This window comes from Aquabacter sediminis (assembly GCF_028863665.1).
Classification (GTDB): domain Bacteria; phylum Pseudomonadota; class Alphaproteobacteria; order Rhizobiales; family Xanthobacteraceae; genus L1I39.
This window is the reverse complement of the sequence record NZ_JARBFX010000013.1, coordinates 20,710-39,518: the sequence shown is the minus strand read 5'-3', so window position 1 is coordinate 39,518 and position 18,809 is coordinate 20,710. Positions and strand designations below refer to the sequence as shown.

General features: G+C 68.5%; 15 protein-coding genes. 8 read left to right on the top strand and 7 right to left on the bottom strand.

Translation table 11 applies throughout. From position 1 onward, the window contains the following. The first annotated feature begins 93 nt into the window (after window positions 1-93). From PV781_RS20805 to PV781_RS20795, 3 genes are read left to right on the top strand one after another with little or no spacing between them, the layout of a single operon-like run. Complete coding sequence (locus PV781_RS20805) at window positions 94-2,166, top strand: 3-hydroxyacyl-CoA dehydrogenase NAD-binding domain-containing protein (RefSeq protein ID WP_274777540.1); 2,073 nt, start codon at window positions 94-96, stop codon at window positions 2,164-2,166. A 22-nt stretch (window positions 2,167-2,188) separates the two neighbouring features. Beyond that, window positions 2,189-3,379 (top strand): acyl-CoA dehydrogenase family protein, encoded by a 1,191-nt coding sequence (locus tag PV781_RS20800; protein WP_274777539.1) that lies wholly within the window; start codon window positions 2,189-2,191, stop codon window positions 3,377-3,379. 12 nt (window positions 3,380-3,391) lie between these two features. After that, window positions 3,392-4,546, top strand: a complete 1,155-nt coding sequence (locus PV781_RS20795; RefSeq protein ID WP_274777538.1) for an acyl-CoA dehydrogenase family protein — start codon at window positions 3,392-3,394, stop codon at window positions 4,544-4,546. Between the two features lie 5 nt (window positions 4,547-4,551). Here the strand turns inward: PV781_RS20795 and PV781_RS20790 are convergent, their stop codons facing one another. Together PV781_RS20790 and PV781_RS20785 are read right to left on the bottom strand one after the other, a co-directional pair. Beyond that, the gene (locus tag PV781_RS20790; protein WP_274777537.1) at window positions 4,552-5,727 is read right to left on the bottom strand and encodes an amidase; all 1,176 of its coding nucleotides are present in this window, start codon (window positions 5,725-5,727) and stop codon (window positions 4,552-4,554) included. 127 nt (window positions 5,728-5,854) lie between these two features. After that, the gene (locus tag PV781_RS20785) at window positions 5,855-6,598 is read right to left on the bottom strand and encodes a GntR family transcriptional regulator (RefSeq protein WP_274777536.1); all 744 of its coding nucleotides are present in this window, start codon (window positions 6,596-6,598) and stop codon (window positions 5,855-5,857) included. A gap of 168 nt (window positions 6,599-6,766) precedes the next feature. Between PV781_RS20785 and PV781_RS20780 the strand changes: the two genes are divergently transcribed. From PV781_RS20780 to PV781_RS20770, 3 genes are read left to right on the top strand one after another with little or no spacing between them, the layout of a single operon-like run. Next, a complete protein-coding gene (locus PV781_RS20780; protein ID WP_274777535.1) occupies window positions 6,767-8,218 on the top strand; it encodes an aldehyde dehydrogenase in 1,452 nt (483 codons plus the stop codon). A gap of 10 nt (window positions 8,219-8,228) precedes the next feature. After that, window positions 8,229-9,260 (top strand): NAD-dependent epimerase/dehydratase family protein, encoded by a 1,032-nt coding sequence (locus PV781_RS20775; RefSeq protein WP_274777534.1) that lies wholly within the window; start codon window positions 8,229-8,231, stop codon window positions 9,258-9,260. Between the two features lie 53 nt (window positions 9,261-9,313). Beyond that, the gene (locus PV781_RS20770) at window positions 9,314-10,294 is read left to right on the top strand and encodes a Bug family tripartite tricarboxylate transporter substrate binding protein (RefSeq protein WP_274777533.1); all 981 of its coding nucleotides are present in this window, start codon (window positions 9,314-9,316) and stop codon (window positions 10,292-10,294) included. Between the two features lies 1 nt (window position 10,295). Here the strand turns inward: PV781_RS20770 and PV781_RS20765 are convergent, their stop codons facing one another. Next, on the bottom strand, window positions 10,296-11,255 hold the full coding sequence (locus PV781_RS20765) for an ABC transporter substrate-binding protein (RefSeq protein ID WP_274777532.1): 960 nt from the start codon (window positions 11,253-11,255) through the stop codon (window positions 10,296-10,298). A gap of 261 nt (window positions 11,256-11,516) precedes the next feature. After that, window positions 11,517-12,800: a 5-aminolevulinate synthase gene (hemA, locus tag PV781_RS20760; RefSeq protein WP_274777531.1), complete on the bottom strand. Its 1,284-nt coding sequence runs from the start codon at window positions 12,798-12,800 to the stop codon at window positions 11,517-11,519. 758 nt (window positions 12,801-13,558) lie between these two features. On the opposite strand from hemA, the gene PV781_RS20755 reads away from it, so the two are divergent. Both PV781_RS20755 and PV781_RS20750 read left to right on the top strand, forming a co-directional pair. Beyond that, complete coding sequence (locus PV781_RS20755; protein ID WP_274777530.1) at window positions 13,559-14,689, top strand: type III PLP-dependent enzyme; 1,131 nt, start codon at window positions 13,559-13,561, stop codon at window positions 14,687-14,689. A 111-nt stretch (window positions 14,690-14,800) separates the two neighbouring features. Next, the gene (locus tag PV781_RS20750) at window positions 14,801-15,358 is read left to right on the top strand and encodes a GNAT family N-acetyltransferase (protein WP_274777529.1); all 558 of its coding nucleotides are present in this window, start codon (window positions 14,801-14,803) and stop codon (window positions 15,356-15,358) included. Between the two features lie 57 nt (window positions 15,359-15,415). Here the strand turns inward: PV781_RS20750 and glyA are convergent, their stop codons facing one another. The 3 genes from glyA to PV781_RS20735 all read right to left on the bottom strand — a co-directional run bounded on the left by glyA (window position 15,416) and on the right by PV781_RS20735 (window position 18,803). Then, window positions 15,416-16,714: a serine hydroxymethyltransferase gene (glyA, locus tag PV781_RS20745; protein ID WP_425532442.1), complete on the bottom strand. Its 1,299-nt coding sequence runs from the start codon at window positions 16,712-16,714 to the stop codon at window positions 15,416-15,418. Window positions 16,715-16,846: 132 nt separating this feature from the next. Next, on the bottom strand, window positions 16,847-18,196 hold the full coding sequence (locus PV781_RS20740; RefSeq protein ID WP_274777528.1) for an L-serine ammonia-lyase: 1,350 nt from the start codon (window positions 18,194-18,196) through the stop codon (window positions 16,847-16,849). A gap of 31 nt (window positions 18,197-18,227) precedes the next feature. After that, window positions 18,228-18,803, bottom strand: a complete 576-nt coding sequence (locus PV781_RS20735; RefSeq protein ID WP_274777527.1) for a sarcosine oxidase subunit gamma — start codon at window positions 18,801-18,803, stop codon at window positions 18,228-18,230. Window positions 18,804-18,809: the final 6 nt, after the last annotated feature.

The following is an 18,809-nucleotide window of genomic DNA, read 5'->3' as shown; positions in this document are numbered from 1 at the left end:
GCCGGACATGGCTTGACATGGGCTCATCCATAGCCCAACACGACCCTAACTGTGAACTTCAATTCTGCAATGCAGAATGCGAGGGAGGATGCCATGGGACCGGTGCGGACGGAAGCAGGTGCGGACGGCGTGATGCGCCTCACCATCGACAATCCCCCGGTCAATGCGCTCTCCGCCGCCGTGCGCGCCGGCATCGCAGCCGGCATCGCGCAAGCCAATGCGGACCCCGCGGTGCGCGCGGTGGTGGTCACGGGCGCGGGCAAGGCGTTCGTGGCGGGCGCCGATATCTCCGAGTTCGGCAAGCCCCCGCTGCCGCCCTCTTTGCCGGACGTGCTCCAGGCGGTGGAGGCCAGCGCCAAGCCCGTGGTGGCGGCCATCAATGGCGTCGCTTTGGGGGGCGGCCTGGAGCTGGCGCTGGCGTGCCATGCCCGCGTTGTCAGCCCCAAGGCCCGCCTCGGACTGCCCGAGATCAAGCTCGGCATCATCCCCGGCGCGGGCGGCACGCAGCGCCTGCCCCGCATTCTCGGCGCCGCCCGCGCCTTCGATCTGATGGCCAGCGGCGAGCCGGTGGAGGCAGCCGAGGCCCTCTCCACGGGCCTTGCCGACCGCATGGCCGACGCCGACCTCCTGGCCGAGGCGGGCCGCCTTGCGCTGGAGCTTTCCGACCAGCCCCAATTGCCGCGCGTGCGCGACCGCGCCGACCGCTTCTCCGACGCCGACCGCGCCGCGTTCGAGGCGGCCGCCGCCGAGGCCATCAAGCGCGCCCCGCGCATGCCCAACGTATCCGCCCTCGCCAAGGCGGTGCGCGGCGCGCTGGACCTGCCGTTCGAAGAGGGGCTCGCCCTTGAGCGCGCCGCCTTCCAGGACCTGGTGAAGGATCCAAGCTCCAAGGCCCTGCGACACCTCTTCTTCGCCGAGCGCGCTGCCGCGCGGGTGCCCGGCATCGGCAAGGAGGTGCGCCCGCGTCCCATCGCACGCGCCGCCGTCATTGGGGCCGGCACCATGGGTGGGGGCATTGCCATGTGCTTTGCCCAGGCGGGCATTCCCGTCACCCTCATCGAGGTGAAGGCGGAGGCCCTGGAGGCGGGGCTCGCCCGCATCAAGGCCAATTACCAGACGTCCGTGAAGCGCGGCTCTCTCGCGCCGGAGGACATGGCGGCGCAGCTGGCTTTGATCTCGGGCGGCGTGGGCCTGGAGGCGGCGGCGGAAGCCGACGTGGTGGTGGAAGCCGCTTTCGAGGACATGGCGGTGAAGAAGGAGATCTTCGGTACCCTCGACCGGGTGGCCAAGCCCGGTGCCATCCTCGCCACCAACACCTCCTATCTGGACGTGGATGCCATCGCCGCCGCCACCAGCCGGCCGCAGGATGTGGTGGGACTTCATTTCTTCAGCCCGGCCAATGTCATGCGTCTCTTGGAAGTGGTCCGCGCCAAGGCCACCGCGCCGGACGTGCTGATGACCGGCCTCGATCTCGGCCGTCGCCTGGGCAAGGTGCCGGTGGTGGTGGGTGTGTGCTACGGCTTCGTGGGCAACCGCATGATGGCCAAGCGCAGCCAGGCGGCCGAACGCGTGCTGCTGGCCGGCGCGCTGCCCCACGAGGTGGACGACGCCTTCACCGCCTTCGGCTTCCGCATGGGGCCTTTCGCGGTGCTGGACTTGGCCGGCCTCGACATCGGCTGGCGGGCGCGCAAGGTCACGGGCGTGAAGGCCCCGGTGGTGGATGCGCTCTGCGAGCGGGGCCATTTCGGCCAGAAGACCGGGCGCGGCGTTTATCTTTATCCGGCCGGCGCCCGTAAGGGCGAGCGAGACCCGGAGACCGAGGCGCTCATCCTCGCCCTGTCCGCCGACCGGGGCATCACGCGCCGCGCTTTCACGCCGGACGAGATCATGGCGCGCCTGCTCTATCCCATGGTGAATGAGGGCGCGCGCATCCTGGAGGAGGGCATCGCGGCGCGCGCCGGCGACATCGACCTTGTCTGGATCAACGGCTATGGCTGGCCCCCCTTTACCGGCGGTCCCATGCACTGGGCGGAGAGCGTCGGACTTCCCAAGATCGTGGAAGCGCTGAACACTTTCGCCGAGGAGACCGGCGACGAGAGCCTGCGCCCTGCAGCCTTGTTGCGGACGCTGGCGGAGCAGGGCGGTTCCTTCGCCGACAAGGCATAGGTAAGGACAGAGGGCAGCCGCCATGGACCTGCGCTTCACGCCCGAGGAGACCGCCTTCCGCGACGAAGTGCGGGCCTTCTTCCGCACCGAGATCCCCGCCGCCATCCGCGCCAAGGTCTCGGAAGGGCGCCCCCTTGCACGGGAGGACTACGTCACCTCCCAGCGCATCCTGAACGACAAGGGGTGGGCGGTGCCCCATTGGCCTCTGGAGCATGGCGGCCAGCCTTGGAGCGCGGTTGAGCGCTACATCTTCATGGAAGAGCTGATGCAGGCGGCGGTGCCGCTGCCCTTGCAGTTCAACTGCTTCATGGTGGGCCCGGTGATCGCCACCTTCGGCAGCGCGGAGCAGAAGGCCCGCTTCCTGCCGCGCATCAAGAGCCTGGAGGACTGGTGGTGCCAGGGCTTTTCCGAGCCCGGCGCCGGCTCGGACCTCGCCTCGCTGAAGACGCGCGCCGTGCGCGAGGGCGATCATTACATCGTCGACGGCCAGAAGACCTGGACCACGCTCGGCCAATATGCGGACTGGATGTTCTGCCTCGCCCGGACCGATCCGTTGGCCAAGAAGCAGGCGGGCATCTCCTTCCTACTCATCCCCATGGACAGCCCGGGCGTCACCGTGCGGCCCATCATCACCATCGACGGCCGGCACGAGGTCAACGAGATCTTCCTGGACCAGGTGCGGGTGCCGGCGGAACTATTGGTGGGCGAGGAGAACAAGGGCTGGGACTATGCCAAGTTCCTGCTCTCCAACGAGCGCACCGGCATCGCCCGCATCGGCATGTCCAAGGAGCGCCTCGCCCGCGTCAAGCGCCTGGCGCAGGCAACGCCGGCCGGGGCGAGGACCGTGTGGGACGACATGGATTTCCGCAGCCGTCTCGCGTCCGTGGAGATTGAGCTGAAAGCGCTGGAGATCACCCAGATGCGGGTGGTGGCGGCGCAGGCGACCCGCGATCCCACCAAGCCCGACCCGGCCTCTTCCATCCTCAAGATCAAGGGATCGGAACTCCAGCAGGCCACCACCGAATTGCTGCTGGAACTGGCCGGCCCGCAGGGGATCGCGGCGCGGGGTGGCCTTGGCGACGACCTGGACGGCCTGTTCGCCTTCGCGGAGACGGCGGCGCCGGTCTATCTCAACCATCGCAAGGTCTCCATCTATGGCGGGTCCAACGAGATCCAGCACAATGTGATCGCCAAGGCGATCTTGGGCCTGTGAGGGGGATGCGCTGTGGATTTTGACCTTTCCTCCGAGCAGCTTCTCCTCAAAGACAGCGTGGAGCGCTGGGCGAGCGACACTTACGGCACGCTGGAGCAGCTCACCGCCGCCCGCGCGGCGCCCCTGGGCTTTCCGGAGCCCGGCTGGGCGGCTCTGGCCGAGCTCGGCCTTCTCGCCTTGCCGTTCCCGGAGACCGATGGCGGTTTTGGTGGCGGGCCGGTGGATGTGCAGATCGTCATGACCGCGCTGGGGCGGGTGATGGCGCCCGAGCCTTATCTCGCCAGCATCGTGCTGGGGGGCGGCGCCGTGCGCTGGGCCGGAAGCGCCGCGCAGCGGGCGGACATCCTACCCAAGGTCATGGATGGCTCGCTCCGCCTTGCCTTCGCCCATGGGGAGGCGCAGGCGCGCTATGACCTCAATGACGTGGCCACCTCGGCGCGCTCGGTGGAGGGCGGCTTCCGCCTCGACGGACGCAAGAGCGTGGTGCTCAACGCCGATGCCGCCGGCCTGCTGGTGGTGAGCGCGCGCACCTCAGGCGAGCGCCGGGCGCAGGAGGGCATCTCCCTCTTCCTGGTGCCGGCGGACGCGCCGGGGCTGACCCTCTCGGCCTATCCGACCCAGGATGGCGGGCGGGCGGCGGACCTGACCCTCACGGATGTCTTCGTCCCCGCTGACGCCCTTCTGGGACCGCGGGATGGCGGCCTTGCCGTGGTGGAGAAGGTGGTGGATGGCGCCATCTCGGGGCTCTGCGCGGAGGCGGTGGGCCTCATGGAGGCGCTCACCGCCCTCACGGTGGACTATCTGAAGACCCGCCGGCAGTTCGGCGTGGCCATCGGCACCTTCCAGGCGCTCCAGCATAAGGCGGCGGACATGCTGGTGGCGCTGGAACAGGCGCGGTCCATGACCCTCTATGCGGCCATGATGGCGGAGGCGGAGGATGCCGAAGCGCGGCGCCTGGCCTTGTCCGCCGCCAAGGTGCAGGTGAACCGTGCGGCCCGCTTCGTGGGCCAGAGCGCGGTGCAGCTCCATGGTGGCATCGGCATGACCATGGAATATCTTGGCGCCCACCATTTCCGGCGCCTCGCCATGATCGAGCTGATGCTCGGCGACACGACATATCATCTGCGCCGCGTCACCGAGAGCGGCGGCCTTCTGGCCGCCGAATAGGCTCCTCAGCCGAGCAGGGTTTTCGCGGCTGCGAGGAGATATTCATCCTTGCCGTGCGGGGCCATCAGCGAAAGGCCGACAGGGCAGCCCTCCAGCGTGCCGAGCGGCAGGGAGATCTGCGGAACGCCCGCATGGCCGGCGGGGCACAGCAATTCCAGCGCCCGCGCGCGGAAGGTCTCCAGCGCATCGCCGGGTGTGTTGCGCAAGGGCGCGATGCCCGGCGCGGTGGGCAGGATGATGAGCGTGTCGCTGCCGAGCAGCGCATCCATGCGCGCCCGCACCTCGTCGCGCACCACCCGCGCGGCGGCAACCTCGCCGGCATCGAGGGCCGAGGCGGCGGCGAAGCGCTCGCGCACGCCGGGGCCGAAATTGGGCTTCACCTTCTGGACCCAGGCGCCATGGGCCGCCCAGGCCTCGTCCGACTGGATGAGGCGGAAGGCATTACGCCAGGCGGGCAGGGCTCCCTTGGACACATCCACCTCTTCCGCCGCGCCGAGCCGTTCAGTCACCCGCGCGAGGGCGGGCGCAAGGGCGGCTGTCACGTCAGGGCCGGCGGCCTCGAACAGGTCGCGCGCAAGCAGCAGGCGGCCGGGGGCGCCCACCTCGGCAAGGCCACCGAACAGCACTTCCCCCACTTGCGCGAAGAGCACCGGGTCGCGCGCGAACCAGCCGACGCTGTCATAGGAAGGGGCCAGCGGCACGGCGCCGTCGATGGCGATGCGGCCATGGGTGGGGCGCAGCCCGATGATGCCGCAATAGCTCGCCGGCAGGCGCACCGAGCCCCCGGTATCGGAGCCGACGGCGAAGTCCACCAGCCCGCCGGCCACCGCCGCTGCCGAGCCGGAGGACGAGCCGCCGGGAATGCGGCCGGGCGCGGCCGGATTGATGGGGGTGCCGTAATGATGGTTCTCGCCGTTCAGGCTCCAGGCCAACTCGTCGGTGTGGGTCTTGCCCACCAGATGGCCGCCGGCGGCCAAGAGCTTGTCCACCACCGAGGCGCTGCGGCTGGGAATGTCGTGTGTGGCGAGCCAATCCGGACTGCCGGCGGCGGTGGGCACGCCGGCCACGTCAAAGAAGTCCTTCACCGCGAAGATGCGGCCGGACAGGGGGCCTTCGCCGGTGGGCGCGCGGTCGAAATGGCCGTGGGGGACGAAGGCGTCGAGGGTGTCCGTCACAGTCATGTCAGGCTCTTGCAGGTGTGGCCCTGGCCGGGCAGGAAGGTCATCCCTCTTACCCGCTTCGCACTGATTTGCCGACACAAAAGGCGATGGCCTTCCATTCGTGAAGCCCGTCTGGCCAAGCTTCCGCTCAGGCCGCCGGGGTCCGGGCGCGGGTCAGGAACTTCTCTTCATAGAGCCGCCGGGCGCGGCTCATATGGGAGATTGTGAGCGCCTCCAGGTCCTCCATCTGGCCGGCCACAAGCAGGTCCACCAGTCGGCGATGCTCGTCGCAGGCCTGGGCGAGGGCGGCGGCATCCGCCACCCCATAAGCGCGGATGGGAAAGCTCAGCCAGTCGTGCTGGCGGATGGTGGCCACCAGGAAGGGGTTGTCGCAGAGAGCGAAGACCGCATCGTGGAACATCATGTTGGTGCGGTGGATGGCGACGAGGTCGCCCTCGCGCGCCGCCGCCGCATGGGCCTCCAGCCAGTGCCGCACCGGCTTGAGCGCCTCCTCCGAAGGCGGGCGGATGCGCGCCACCGCCGCCCGGTGGAGCACCTCGCGCATGTCATAGAGCCGCGCGATCTCGCCCTTCTCGAAGCGCCGCAGTTCCGCGCCCCGATAGCGCGGTTTCACCACCACGCCGAGGCGTTCCAGCTCTTCCAGCGCGGCGCGCACCACGTGGCGCTTGGCGCCGTAATCCTCCATCAGATGGTCTTCGATCAGCCGGTTCCGGGGCAGGATGCGGCCGGCAATGATGTCCGCCTCCAGCGCCGCGATCACCGCCGCCACCGGCGCCGCGAGCGGGCGCTCGTCTCCGGGCAAGGTGAAGCGGGCCTCCGCCGCGGCGGCCTCTTCGGCATCCTCGTCGACAGCGGGGCGGGAGCGGGGCATCGGCGGCACTTTCACCGGAGGGGCGCGGGACAGCAATGACGGGCTTGGGCGTACGATTCCACGCCCTTTTTATCAATAATATCATCGAGCGGATCATCGGCATCTACCCCCTGGCAGCCATGGGCGGCGCGCGTCTAGCGTGCCGGCGCAATTCAGGAGGACACGCCGATGCCAGTGAGCGCACGGGCCATCACGCCGCCACGGGAGGAGATCGTCTCCATCGATCCAGCCAACGGCCGCATCGTCGGGACGGTGGCTGCAACGCCGCTCGAGGCCATTGACGGGGTCGTGGAGCGGGCCTGGCAGGCCTATCGCACTTCGCCCTGGCGGGCCATGGCGCCCCAGCGCAAGGCGCTGGTGATGCAGGAGATCGCCCGCCGCATCGCGGCGGAGAAGGAGAGCCTGGCTCAGCTCCAGATGCGCGACAGCGGCAAGCCGCTGGCCGAGTGCCGGGGCATGGTGGAGTCGGCCGCTGGTGCCTTCCGCTATTATGCGGGCGTGGTCGAGACCATGGAGACGCAGGTCCAACCCTCGCGCGGCGAGTATGTGGCCATGACGGTGGTGGAGCCCTATGGCGTGGTGCTCTGCATCACCCCCTGGAACTCACCCATCATGAACGAGGCCGGCAAGGTCGCCCCCGCTCTGGCGGCAGGCAATGCCGTGATCCTGAAGCCCTCTGAGGACACGCCCTTGCTGGCGCCCGAACTGGTGCGCATCTGCCTGGAGGCCGGCCTGCCCGAGGGCCAGCTCCAGGTGGTGCAGGGGCGGGGCGAGACGGTGGGCGCGGCGCTCGTCGCCCATCCCGGCGTGCGGATGATCTCATTTACCGGCGGCACGGTCACGGGCCGCGCCATCGGCAAGGTGGCGGGCGAGCGCCTCGCGCCGGTGGCGCTGGAGCTGGGCGGCAAGTCGCCCCATGTGGTGTTCGCCGACGCCGATCTCGACCATGCGGTGGCGGCGGTGGCCGCCGGCATTTTCGGCTCGGCTGGCCAGAGCTGCGTCGCCGGCTCCCGCCTGTTCGTGGAAGAGAGCGTCTATCGCGAGGTGGTGGACCGGGTGGCGGCGCGTGCCCGCGCCGTGCGGGTGCGCGCACCCGATGACCCGGAGGTGGAGGTGGGGCCGCTCGCCTCTTTCCATCATCGCGACAAGGTGGCGGCCCATGTGGCCCGGGGCCTTGCCCAAGGTGGGACGGTGCTGGCGGGTGGCGGCATTCCGCAGGGGCCCGCCTATGACGGCGGCGCCTATTACTTGCCGACCGTCATCGAGGGCCTCGGCCCCGATGCCATGTTGTGCCAGGAGGAAATCTTTGGCCCGGTCCTTGTGGCGCTGCCCTTCAAGGACGAGGCGGACCTCATCGAGAAGGCCAACGGCACCGCTTTTGGCCTCGCCTGCGGCATCTGGAGCGAGAGCTTCAAGCGCGCCTGGCGGGTGGGCCGGGCGCTGGAGGCCGGCTCGGTCTGGATCAACACCTACAAGCAGTCCCACATCTCCTCGCCCTTCGGCGGCTTCAAGGCCAGCGGCATCGGCCGCGAGAAGGGCATCGAAGGGCTGCGCCTCTACGGCCAGGTGAAGAGCATCTTCCTCGGCCTCCACGAAAATCCCCTGTCCATCGCACGCTGACGGAACCGCCATGACTTCGACCGAACGCAATCCCGCCCTCGCCATTGCCGGCGGCCGCTTCCTGATCGTGGGCGGCGCCAGCCTGGTGGGCTCCACCACCGCCGATCTGCTGCTCGCCCAGGGCGCCGCCGAAGTGGTGATCCTGGACAATTTCTCCTTCGGTGCCCGCGAGACCATCGCGCATCTGGAGGGCAATCCCCGGGTGCGCATCGAGACGGCGGATATCACCCGCCTGCCGCAACTCCTGCGCGCCATCCGCAATGTGGACGGCGTCATTCACCTCGCCGCCATGATGACCATCTCCATGGATCGCGATCCCGAGGTGGGCCTGGAGGTGAACATCGACGGCGTGCGCAACGTCATCGCCGCCTGCTGCGCCAATGGCGTGCGCAAGCTGGTCTTCGCCTCTTCCAATGCGGTCTATGGCTATGGCCCGGGGGTCGCGGGCGAACTGGTGGAGAAGACGCCCTTCCATTCCGCCGGCGCGCCGCCCGCCGCCGTGCTCTATGGCGCCTCCAAGATCATCGGCGAGCAGCTCTGCCGCGATGCCTTCCGCCGCTATGGCCTTGACTATGTGATCCTGCGCTATTCCACCGTCTATGGGGAGCGCCAGCATTACCGCGCCGCCAATGCGCTCTACATCATCGAGACCCATGACCGGCTGAAGAAGGGCCTGGCCCCCCGCGTCCTGGGCGATGGCTCGGAGACCAAGCACTTCGTCTATGTGGGTGATGTGGCCCGCGCCAATGCGGCCGCGCTTGCCTCCCCCGCCACCGATGTTGCCGTGAATCTCTCCGGCCCCGCGCCGGTGACCACCCTGGAACTGGTGAACCTGGTGGCCGAGGTGGCCGGCATTCCCATCGCGCCCGAGCATGTGGAGCCCGAGCCCGGCAAGGTGCGCCTCACCACCGGAGGGGCCTTCCGCATCGCGCATGAGGAGGCCGAGCGCGTCATCGGCTGGAAGCCGGAAGTCACCATGCGCGAGGGCATTCGCCGCCTCATCGCCTGGCGCGACGGCATCACCGCCCAGGCGGCAGAGTGAACGGCCGCGCGCCGCTCTCCCCTCGACAGCAAAACCATAATCTGGAGGACACCATGGACCATAACCTGACCCGCCGGCGCTTCATGGGCACCGCGGTCGGCCTAGCCGCCGGGCTCGTCGCGGCGCCCGCCGTGTTGCGGGCCGATACCTTCCCCAGCCGACCCGTGGAACTGGTGGTGGGCTTCGCGCCCGGCGGCGGCACGGATGTGACCGCCCGCACCTTCGCCGGCTATCTCTCCACGGAGCTGGGCAGCCAGGTGATCGTGCTCAACAAGCCCGGCGCTTCCGGCGAGATCGCGCTCGCTGGTGTCGCCCGCGCCAAGCCCGACGGCTACACGCTGGGCGTCACCAATATGCCTGGCCTCGTCACCTTGCCCATCGAGCGGCAGACCAAGTTCCAGCTGTCTGACTTCGACTATGTGGCGAACCTCGTCTCCGACCCTTCCGCTTTCTCGGTGCAGCCGGACAGCCCCATCAAGACGCTGAAGGACCTGGTCGAAGCGGCCAAGAAGGATCCCGGCGGCGTTACCTTCGGCTCCACCGGCATCGGGACCGACGACCATCTGTGCCTGGTCCTGTTCGAGCAGGCCACGGGGGTGAAGCTGAACCACGTGCCCTTCCAGGGCGCCGGCCCCATGCGCACGGCGGTGCTGGGCGGGCAGGTGACGGTGGCGGGGCTGAACGTGGGCGAGGTCGCCCCCTTCCAGACCCAGCTGCGCATGATCGCCCAGGGCGGGGCCACCCGCTCCCGCTTCGCACCGGACGTACCCACCTTCAAGGAGCAGGGCGTGAACGTGGAGATGGGCTCCGAACGCGGCATCGTCGCCCCCAAGGGGCTGCCCGCCGACGTGATGGCGAAACTCTCCGAGGCCACGGCCAAGATCATGAAGAATCCGGAGTTCCTCGCCAAGATCGAAAGCCAGTACACGCAGGAAGACTACCTGCCCGGCCCCCAATGGCGCGAGCGCCTCGCGGTCGCCGACGCCAAGTTCCGGGCCCTGTGGCAGTCCCAGCCCTGGTCGGGCAAGGCCTGACCTAGCCTTTCAGGCGCGCGGCTTCCGCCGGTGGCAGGAGCCGCGTGTCCACCAGCCGGCGCACGTCCGCAAGCATGAGCTGCGCCCCACGGGAACGGTTGAACAGGTCGAGCACCACCTCGATGTCGGCATCCCGCATCCGGCCGTCCCGGAGGAAGTCGCTTTGTGTGCCGAACAATCCCTCGGCCACCCCTGCGGCGGCCGGGGCATTGAGCGCCGGCAGTGCCGACTGGACCATGCGGGTGACGCGCACCCGGTTCGTGGGGTCGCAGGCGAAGGCGAGAGTTTGCGTGATCGCCGCGACCGTCCTGCCTGCGGCCTCCTCGTTGCCAGGCAGAGCGAGCCAGGGGCGCCGGGCGGCCAGGACGATGGCCTGATACCCTCCGAGCGCATCTGAGACTTTGCCCAGCAGGCCGAAACCCGCCTGCTGGACAAGATCGGTATAGGGAGCACCCAGCAACGTGGCGTCGAACTCACCGGCCAGCAGCTTTTCAAAGCGCAGATTGGTGGCGCCGGCATAGACCACCTCATAGTCCCGATCGCGCTCCAGGCCGTCCCGGCGCAAGATATGGAACAGGGCACTCGCATAGCCGGTGTCCGTGTCCACCGCCACACGCCTGCCCTTGAGGTCCGCCAGCGCGGCAAGGCCGGGACGGGCCGCCAGGGACAGGAAACCCCGGTGAATGCCGGCGATGATCACCAGGTCCGAGGCCGCGGGATGTGACGCGCGATGACAGTCCAGCACGTCGTCGAGGCTCATGGCCACGAGGGGCTCTGGCCCGTCGAAGGCGATGGCGTGGGCTTCGTCCGCGTCCCTCACGAAACGGCGCACCGGTGCCTGAAGGGCCGACGGATCGCCCGCGTGGCGCTGTTCGGCCACGCTGAGCAGGATCTCGGTGGCATCGCGGAAGAGGGCAATCGGAGCGGGGTGGGCGGCGCTTTGCCAGAGAACATGGCTCATCGGACATCTCCATGCGCACGGAAGGGGTAAGGGAGGGGGCGCCCGCCCCTGAAGCGCCACCCTACCAGGCACGTCGTCGACCCTGCATCTGGCGACTCAGACCAAGCGTGTGTTCGGCGCGGGGGCAGTTCCGGGATGTCCGCGGGAGGATGCCTCTGGCGGCCCGGACCTTCGGGTGCAGGGCGCGCGACGAGAGCTTGCCAACAAAAAAGGCCGGGATGCGAGGAGCATCCCGGCCTTTTGCGTGAAGAACAAGGGCGCTCAGCCACCCGACATGGGCACCGGGATCGGTGCGGGGGCGGAGGCTCCGACCGCTGCGCGCAGCGGCTGGGGCGTGCGCACCACGCGGGGCAAATCGAGGCGGGACCACACATCGCAGAGCGATTCGGCCAGATGGTTGATCATCCGGTCGGTGTGGAACGGGGTGGGCGTGATGCGCAGGCGCTCGGTGCCGCGCGGCACGGTGGGGTAGTTGATGGGCTGGATATAGATGCCATGCTCGGCGAGCAGCACGTCGCTCGCCGCCTTGCAGGCCTTGGCATCGCCCACCATCACCGGAACGATATGGGTGGGCGTGTCCATCTGCGGCAAGCCGGCGGCGGCCAGCGCCGCCTTGACCTTGGAGACCTGCGCCCGCTGCCCGTCCCGCTCGGCCTGGGAGACCTTGAGGTGGCGGATGGAGGCGGTGGCGGCCGCGGCGACCGCCGGGGGGAGGGCGGTGGTGAAGATGAAGCCGGGGGCATAGGAGCGCACGGCATCCATCACCACGCGCTTGCCGGTGAGATAGCCGCCCACCACGCCGAAGGCCTTGCCCAGCGTACCCTCGATCACGTCGACGCGATGCATGACGCCGTCACGCTCGGCGACGCCAGCGCCGCGCGGGCCGTACATGCCCACCGCGTGCACTTCGTCGAGATAGGTCATGGCGCCGTAGCGCTCGGCCAGATCGCAGATGGCCGCGATGGGGGCGATGTCGCCGTCCATGGAATAGACGCTCTCGAACACCACCACCTTGGGGCGGTTGCCGGCGGCCTGGAGCAGCTCTTCCAGATGGGCGAGGTCGTTATGGCGGAAGATGGCCTTCTGCCGGCCGCCCTGGCGGACGCCCTCGATCATGGAATTGTGGTTGAGTTCGTCGGAGATCACCACGCAGTCGGGGATCAGCTTGACGATGGTGGAAATGCCCGTGGCATTGGAGACATAGCCGGAGGTGAAGACCAGCCCCTGCTCCTTGCCGTGAAGATCCGCCAGCTCGCGCTCCAGCATCACGATTTCGTGGCTGTTGCCGGAAATGTTGCGGGTTCCGCCCGCGCCGGCACCGCGCAGCGAGGCAGCCTCGCGCATGGCCTCGATCACCGACGGATGCCGGCCCATGCCCAGATAGTCGTTCGAGCACCACACCACGATCTCGCGGGGGCCTCCGGCCGAGTGCCAAAGCGCGCGGGGGAAGCGGCTCGCATCGCGTTCAATTTCCGCGAAGGTGCGGTAGCGGCGCTCCCGGCGCAGGGCGTCGACGGCGTCAGCGAAGAAGTGGTCGTAGGTCATTCCGAATCCTGCGGGGGACGAGGTCGCGGAGGGATCCTCTTCATTCTCACTCTAGGCCGCCACCTTGCTCCTTGTATTGATACCAATCAAGAGCACATGTCCGCGACGCGGCGATCCGGCGCGGGCGACGCAAGCCTGGCGGCAGCATCCGGGACCCTTGGTCTGGGCTGCCTCAGCCGTTGCCGGGCGTGCCGGAAAAGTGGCACCAATGTGGATCAAAATTCATCAAATTGCCGCTTGCGAAGGCGGGCGAATTCTCCTAAATCCCCGCTTGCCCAATTTCGCACGTGCCTGTGGTCGCGTGTCGGTCGGTGGAAGTCCGGACAAGAGGCCGGAAAGCTACCAGGACGACCGATAGCCGGAGGGAACCGGCCCACCCCGCTCCTCACGCGGGGGACGTGACTTGAAGCAACGACGTAGCGGGCTTTTTTGGTCTCAGTCGGCCCTCCAAAGGTCGGCGTTACTGAAGAGGCACTACATCTTGCCGGCCGTGCGGAGCGGGACTTCCCCACTCCAAGCGCGCGCATCTCTTGAACGCCTCGCGTTCGTCTAACGACGAGCCGAGCGAAGGGATGCCGTTCGGCGCGATGATGCGGCCGGTTTGCGACCGGCGAAGCGGGTATGGCCCGTCGGGAGGAGTGCGCGTCCACACCGCGCTTCCCCCACGGGTGCGTGCCCCGGACAGGCAGGTGCCTGTCCGTCCTGTCGTCGCGCGGTCAAACGCGCTTCACGAGGCTTCAGGTCACGGGGAGGTTTCCATGACCAATCGCATCCGCGAATTTCTCAAGACCCGTCACGAAGACGGTCCCTGCGTGGTGGTGGATCTGGACGTGGTGCGCGCGAATTACGCCGCCTTCTCCCGCGCCCTGCCGGACACCCGTGTCTTTTATGCCGTGAAGGCCAATCCCGACGCCGCCATCCTGCAGGCGCTGGCTGAGCTCGGCTCGTGCTTCGACACCGCCTCCGTGGGCGAAATCGAGATGGTGCTCGCCGCCGGTGCCGGCCCCGAGCGCATCTCCTTCGGCAACACGATCAAGAAGGAGCGCGACATCGAGCGCGCCTACAAGATCGGCGTGCGCCTGTTCGCGGTGGATTCCTACGAGGAAGTGGAGAAGATCGCCCGCGTCGCCCCCGGCGCCAAGGTGTTCTGCCGCATCCTTTGCGACGGTGCCGGTGCCGAATGGCCGCTGTCCCGCAAGTTCGGCTGCGAGCCCGAAATGGCCGCAGACGTGCTGGAGCATGCCCACCGCCTGGGTCTCCAGGCCTATGGCGTGTCCTTCCATGTGGGCTCGCAGCAGAAGAATGTGCATGCCTGGGACCAGGCGCTGGCCTCTGCCGCCGGCATCTTCCAGGACTGCGCCCTGCGCGGCATCACCCTGTCCATGGTGAACCTGGGCGGCGGCTTCCCCACCCGCTACCTGCAGGACGTGCCGGCGGCGGCCGCTTATGGCGAGGCGATCTTCGATTCGCTGCGACGTCACTTCGGCAATTCCATCCCCGAGACCATCATGGAGCCCGGTCGCGGCATGGTGGGCAATGCCGGCCTGATCGAGACCGAGGTGGTCCTGATCTCCAAGAAGTCCGAGGCCGAAGCCCTGCGCTGGGTCTATCTGGACATCGGCAAGTTCGGCGGCCTCGCCGAGACCATGGACGAGGCCATCCGCTACCCGCTGCGCACCCCGCGTGACGGCGACGACACCGCTCCCTGCGTGCTCGCCGGCCCGACCTGCGATTCGGCGGACGTGATGTATGAGAAGACCCCGGTGCACCTGCCGGTGTCGCTCGCCATCGGCGACAAGATCCTCATCGAGGCTTGCGGCGCCTACACCACGACCTATTCGGCCGTGGCCTTCAACGGCTTCCCGCCGCTGAAGTCCTACGTGATCTGACGATCACGCCTTCCGCACCGATCCCGGCGCCTTGATGGCGCCATGCAAGCCGGGCATGCGCCCGGCCGGGTCGGCGTCTTTCGGCCTTCGGTTGTGGCACAGGAGGTGCCGATGACTGAGATTGTTGCTGAGAAACTGGAAGAGGTCGCCGCGCGCGAGGCCCTGTTGGACCTCATCATGCCGGCCCGGTTCGAGAAGTCGTCCGAGCGCATCCGCGAGGGCCGGCTGCCGGCCGAAGGCCTGTCCTTTGTTGCCCATGGCCCCGATGGTCGCCTGGCGGCCACCGTGCGTCTGTGGAACGTGACGGCCGGCCCTGGCTGCCCGGCGCTCCTGCTTGGCCCGCTCGCGGTGCATCCCTGGTTCCGTTCCGTGGGACTTGGCGCCGAGATGATGCGCGTCGCCATTGCGGAGGCGACCCGCCTCGGCCACGGCGCCATCCTGCTGGTGGGCGATGCGCCTTATTATGCGCGCTTCGGCTTTTCCAGCGCGCTGACCGGGCAGCTCTGGATGCCCGGCGCCTATGAGCGCGACCGGCTGCTTGGCCTGGAACTGAAGGCAGGTGCCTTGTCCGGCGCCCGTGGCCTCATCAGCCCCACCGGCGCCCGGGTGGAACTGCCCTCTGTCGCCGAACTGGTGGCAGGCCTCGACGGGCTGAAGCGCATCGCCTGAGCGTGGTGCGCACCGAATCAGGGAAGGGGAGCGCAGACGTTGCGCGCCCCTTTTTCGTTACAGGCCCTGATAGAGCGGAAAGCGGCGGCACAGCGCCTCCACTTTCCCGCGCACCGCGCATTCCACCCCGCCATTGTTCTCCGCACCGTTGGCCGCGAGGCCACGGAGCACGTCGGCGATGAGGTCGCCCACGGTTTCGAACTCGGTGATGCCGAACCCGCGCGTCGTGCCAGCGGGCGTGCCCAAGCGAATGCCAGAGGTGACGGCAGGCTTTTCCGGATCGAAGGGAATGCCGTTCTTGTTGCAGGTCAGCCCCGCCCGCTCCAGCGCGGCCTCCGCCGCCTTGCCGGTCACGCCGAAGGGCCGCAAATCCACCAGCACGATATGGCTATCCGTGCCGCCGGAGACGATGGCCGCGCCCCGCTCCACCAGCCTGGCGGCGAGCGCGCGGGCATTGGAGACCACCTGAAGGGCATAGGTGCGGAAGCTGTCGTCCAGCGCCTCGCCGAACGCCACCGCCTTCGCCGCGATCACATGCATGAGCGGGCCGCCCTGGAGGCCTGGGAAAACGGCGGAGTTGATCTTCTTCGCCAGGGCCTCGTCATTGGTGAGGATGAGGCCGCCGCGCGGGCCGCGCAGGGTCTTGTGGGTGGTGGACGTGACGATATGGGCGTGGGGAAAGGGCGAGGGATAGGCGCCCGCCACGATCAACCCCGCATAATGAGCGGCATCCACCATGAGGGTTGCTCCCACCTGATCGGCGATGGCGCGGAAACGGGAAAAGTCGATGATTCGCGGGTAGGACGATCCACCCGCAATGATGAGCTTCGGTTGATGCTCCAGGGCGAGACGCTCAACCTCGTCATAGTCGATGAGCGCGGTCTCGCGGCTGACGCCATAGCCCACGGCCTTGAACCACTTGCCCGAGAGGGTGGGCGGGGCACCGTGGGTGAGGTGGCCACCGGCGGCCAGCGACATGCCCAGGATGCAATCGCCCGGCTGGAGCAGGGCCATCAGCACCGCGCCATTGGCCTGCGCCCCCGAATGGGGCTGCACATTGGCGAAGGCGCAGCCGAACAGGGCCTTGGCGCGATCAATGGCGATCTGCTCCACCACGTCCGCTTGCTCGCAGCCGCCATAATAGCGCCGGCCCGGATAGCCTTCGGCGTATTTGTTGGTGAAGACGCAGCCCTGCGCCGCCAGCACCGCTTCCGAGACGATGTTTTCGGAGGCGATGAGTTCGATCTGGTCGCGCTGGCGGTGAAGCTCGGCGGCGATGGCGCCGAACACGGCCGCATCCGCGCCGGGCATGCCCAATGTGGGCGCGGGAGACAGGGACGGAGCAAGGGCGGTCATGGGTACGTTCCTCTCTTCTGGATAAGCAGGGGCGTTCCACCGGAAGGCCGGCGGTTGGATCGGGTGTAGCGGGAAAGCGGGGCGCGGCTGTGCCGCTGCCCCCTTAAGGAGAGCCGGGTCCGGCTCTTCCTGTCAGCATTCGGGGACGTTCACGGCGAGACCGCCCTGGGACGTCTCCTTGTACTTGGACTGCATGTCGAGGCCGGTCTGGCGCATGGTCTCGATGACCTGGTCCAGCGACACGAAATGAGTGCCGTCGCCCCGCATGGCGAGAGAGGCGGCGGCGATGGCCTTGTTGGCGCCGAAGGCATTGCGCTCGATGCAGGGGATCTGCACCAGCCCGCCAATGGGATCGCAGGTCATGCCCAGATGATGCTCCATGGCGATCTCGGCCGCATTCTCGATCTGGGCCGGGCTGGCGCCGAGCGCCGCTGCAAGGCCGGCCGCCGCCATGGAGGCGGCGGACCCCACCTCGCCCTGGCAACCCACCTCCGCACCGGAAATGGACGCATTGGTCTTGATGAGCGCGCCGATGGCGGCGGCGGTCAAAAGGAAGGCCCGGATTTGTGCCGGGCCGACGCCGGGGCAGAAATCTCGTGCATAGCGCAGCACCGCCGGCACGATGCCGGCCGCCCCGTTGGTGGGGGCGGTCACCACGCGCCCGCCGGAGGCATTTTCCTCGTTCACCGCGATGGCGAAGACCGAGACCCAGTCCATCACCTCGTGCGGAGCCCGCGCATTGCCACCCGCATCCGCCTCCAGCCGTTCGCGGATGGACTTGGCCCGTCGGCGCACCTTCAGCCGGCCGGGCAGCACGCCGTCGCGGGCAAGCCCGCGATCGATGCAGGCGAACATGGTGGTGGCGAGGGCATCGAGACGCTCTTCCACCTCAGCGCGGGGGCGCAGGGCGCATTCATTGGCCATCTGCAGATCCGCCGGGGTGAGGTCGGTCTGGGCGCAGCGGGTGAGAAGCGTGCGGGAATTGGCGAAGGGATAGGGGACGGGCGTCGCCTCTGCCTCCACGCTCTCGCCTTCGCGCACCACAAAGCCGCCGCCGATGGAATAATAGACGTGCTCCTCCAGCACCTCCCCGGCCTCGTCGAGGGCGCGAAAGCGCATGGCATTGGTGTGGAAGGGCATCAGGGTCTCGAAGTCGAAGACAAGATCCTTCTCTGGGTTGAACGCGATACGCCGGCCGCCGGGCAGGGCGAAGGACTTCTCGATATCGAGCCGCGCCACCAGCGCCGGCACCGCGTCCGGATCAAGCGTTGCCGGCGCGCAGCCCAGAAGGCCGAGGCAGATGGCCTGGTCGGAGGCATGGCCCTTTCCGGTCCAGGCCAGAGAGCCGAACAGCTCCGCCTTTACCCGCGCCGTGCCCTCCGGCATCGCCTCGCGGAAGCGCCGCCCGGCCACCATGGGCCCCACCGTATGGGAGGAGGAGGGGCCGATGCCGATCTTGAACAGGTCGAACACGGAGATCATGGCGTTTCCGGGCGGGGAGAGAAGAAGGCGGTCAGGTCGCCTGGAATTCCAATGCGGCCTCAGTGAGGAAACCGTGCACATAGGTCGCGAAGGAACGCCAGCACTCCACGCGATAGATGTGCTCGGTGCCCGGACGGAGCAGCACGATTTCCGCCTTGCCCAGCAAGGTGCGGGTGGCCGATCCCGCCGGAAAGGCAGCGTCCGACAAATCGAGGGCGCAGCCGGCATTCAGGACGGTCGCTGCCTGCGCTCCCGCAACCGCTATGCCCACATTGCGATGGCCCGCCTCCACCAGGGAATGGTGGGTACCAGCCAAGGCGCCGGCGACCGCGCGGCCGGCGGCCTCGTCCGCGTCGCGCGCGATGAGCAGCCACTCGTCGGGGCCAAGGCGGGCGGCAAGGCCCGTATCGGTGGACCGGCAGGAATTGATCGGGCCGGAGAGGTCGAAGCCGCCGGCGCTGCCGATGGATGCGGCCCGCGTCGGATCGAGACGCAGCACGTAACGCGCCGCCGGGGGCAGGGGGGCGATGCTCGCCGCGGCGAGCAAGGCGAGCCGTCCGGGCGCGAGGGCGGGCGTACGGGCGGCGGGGGAGGAGATGGAGGCCATTGTTTC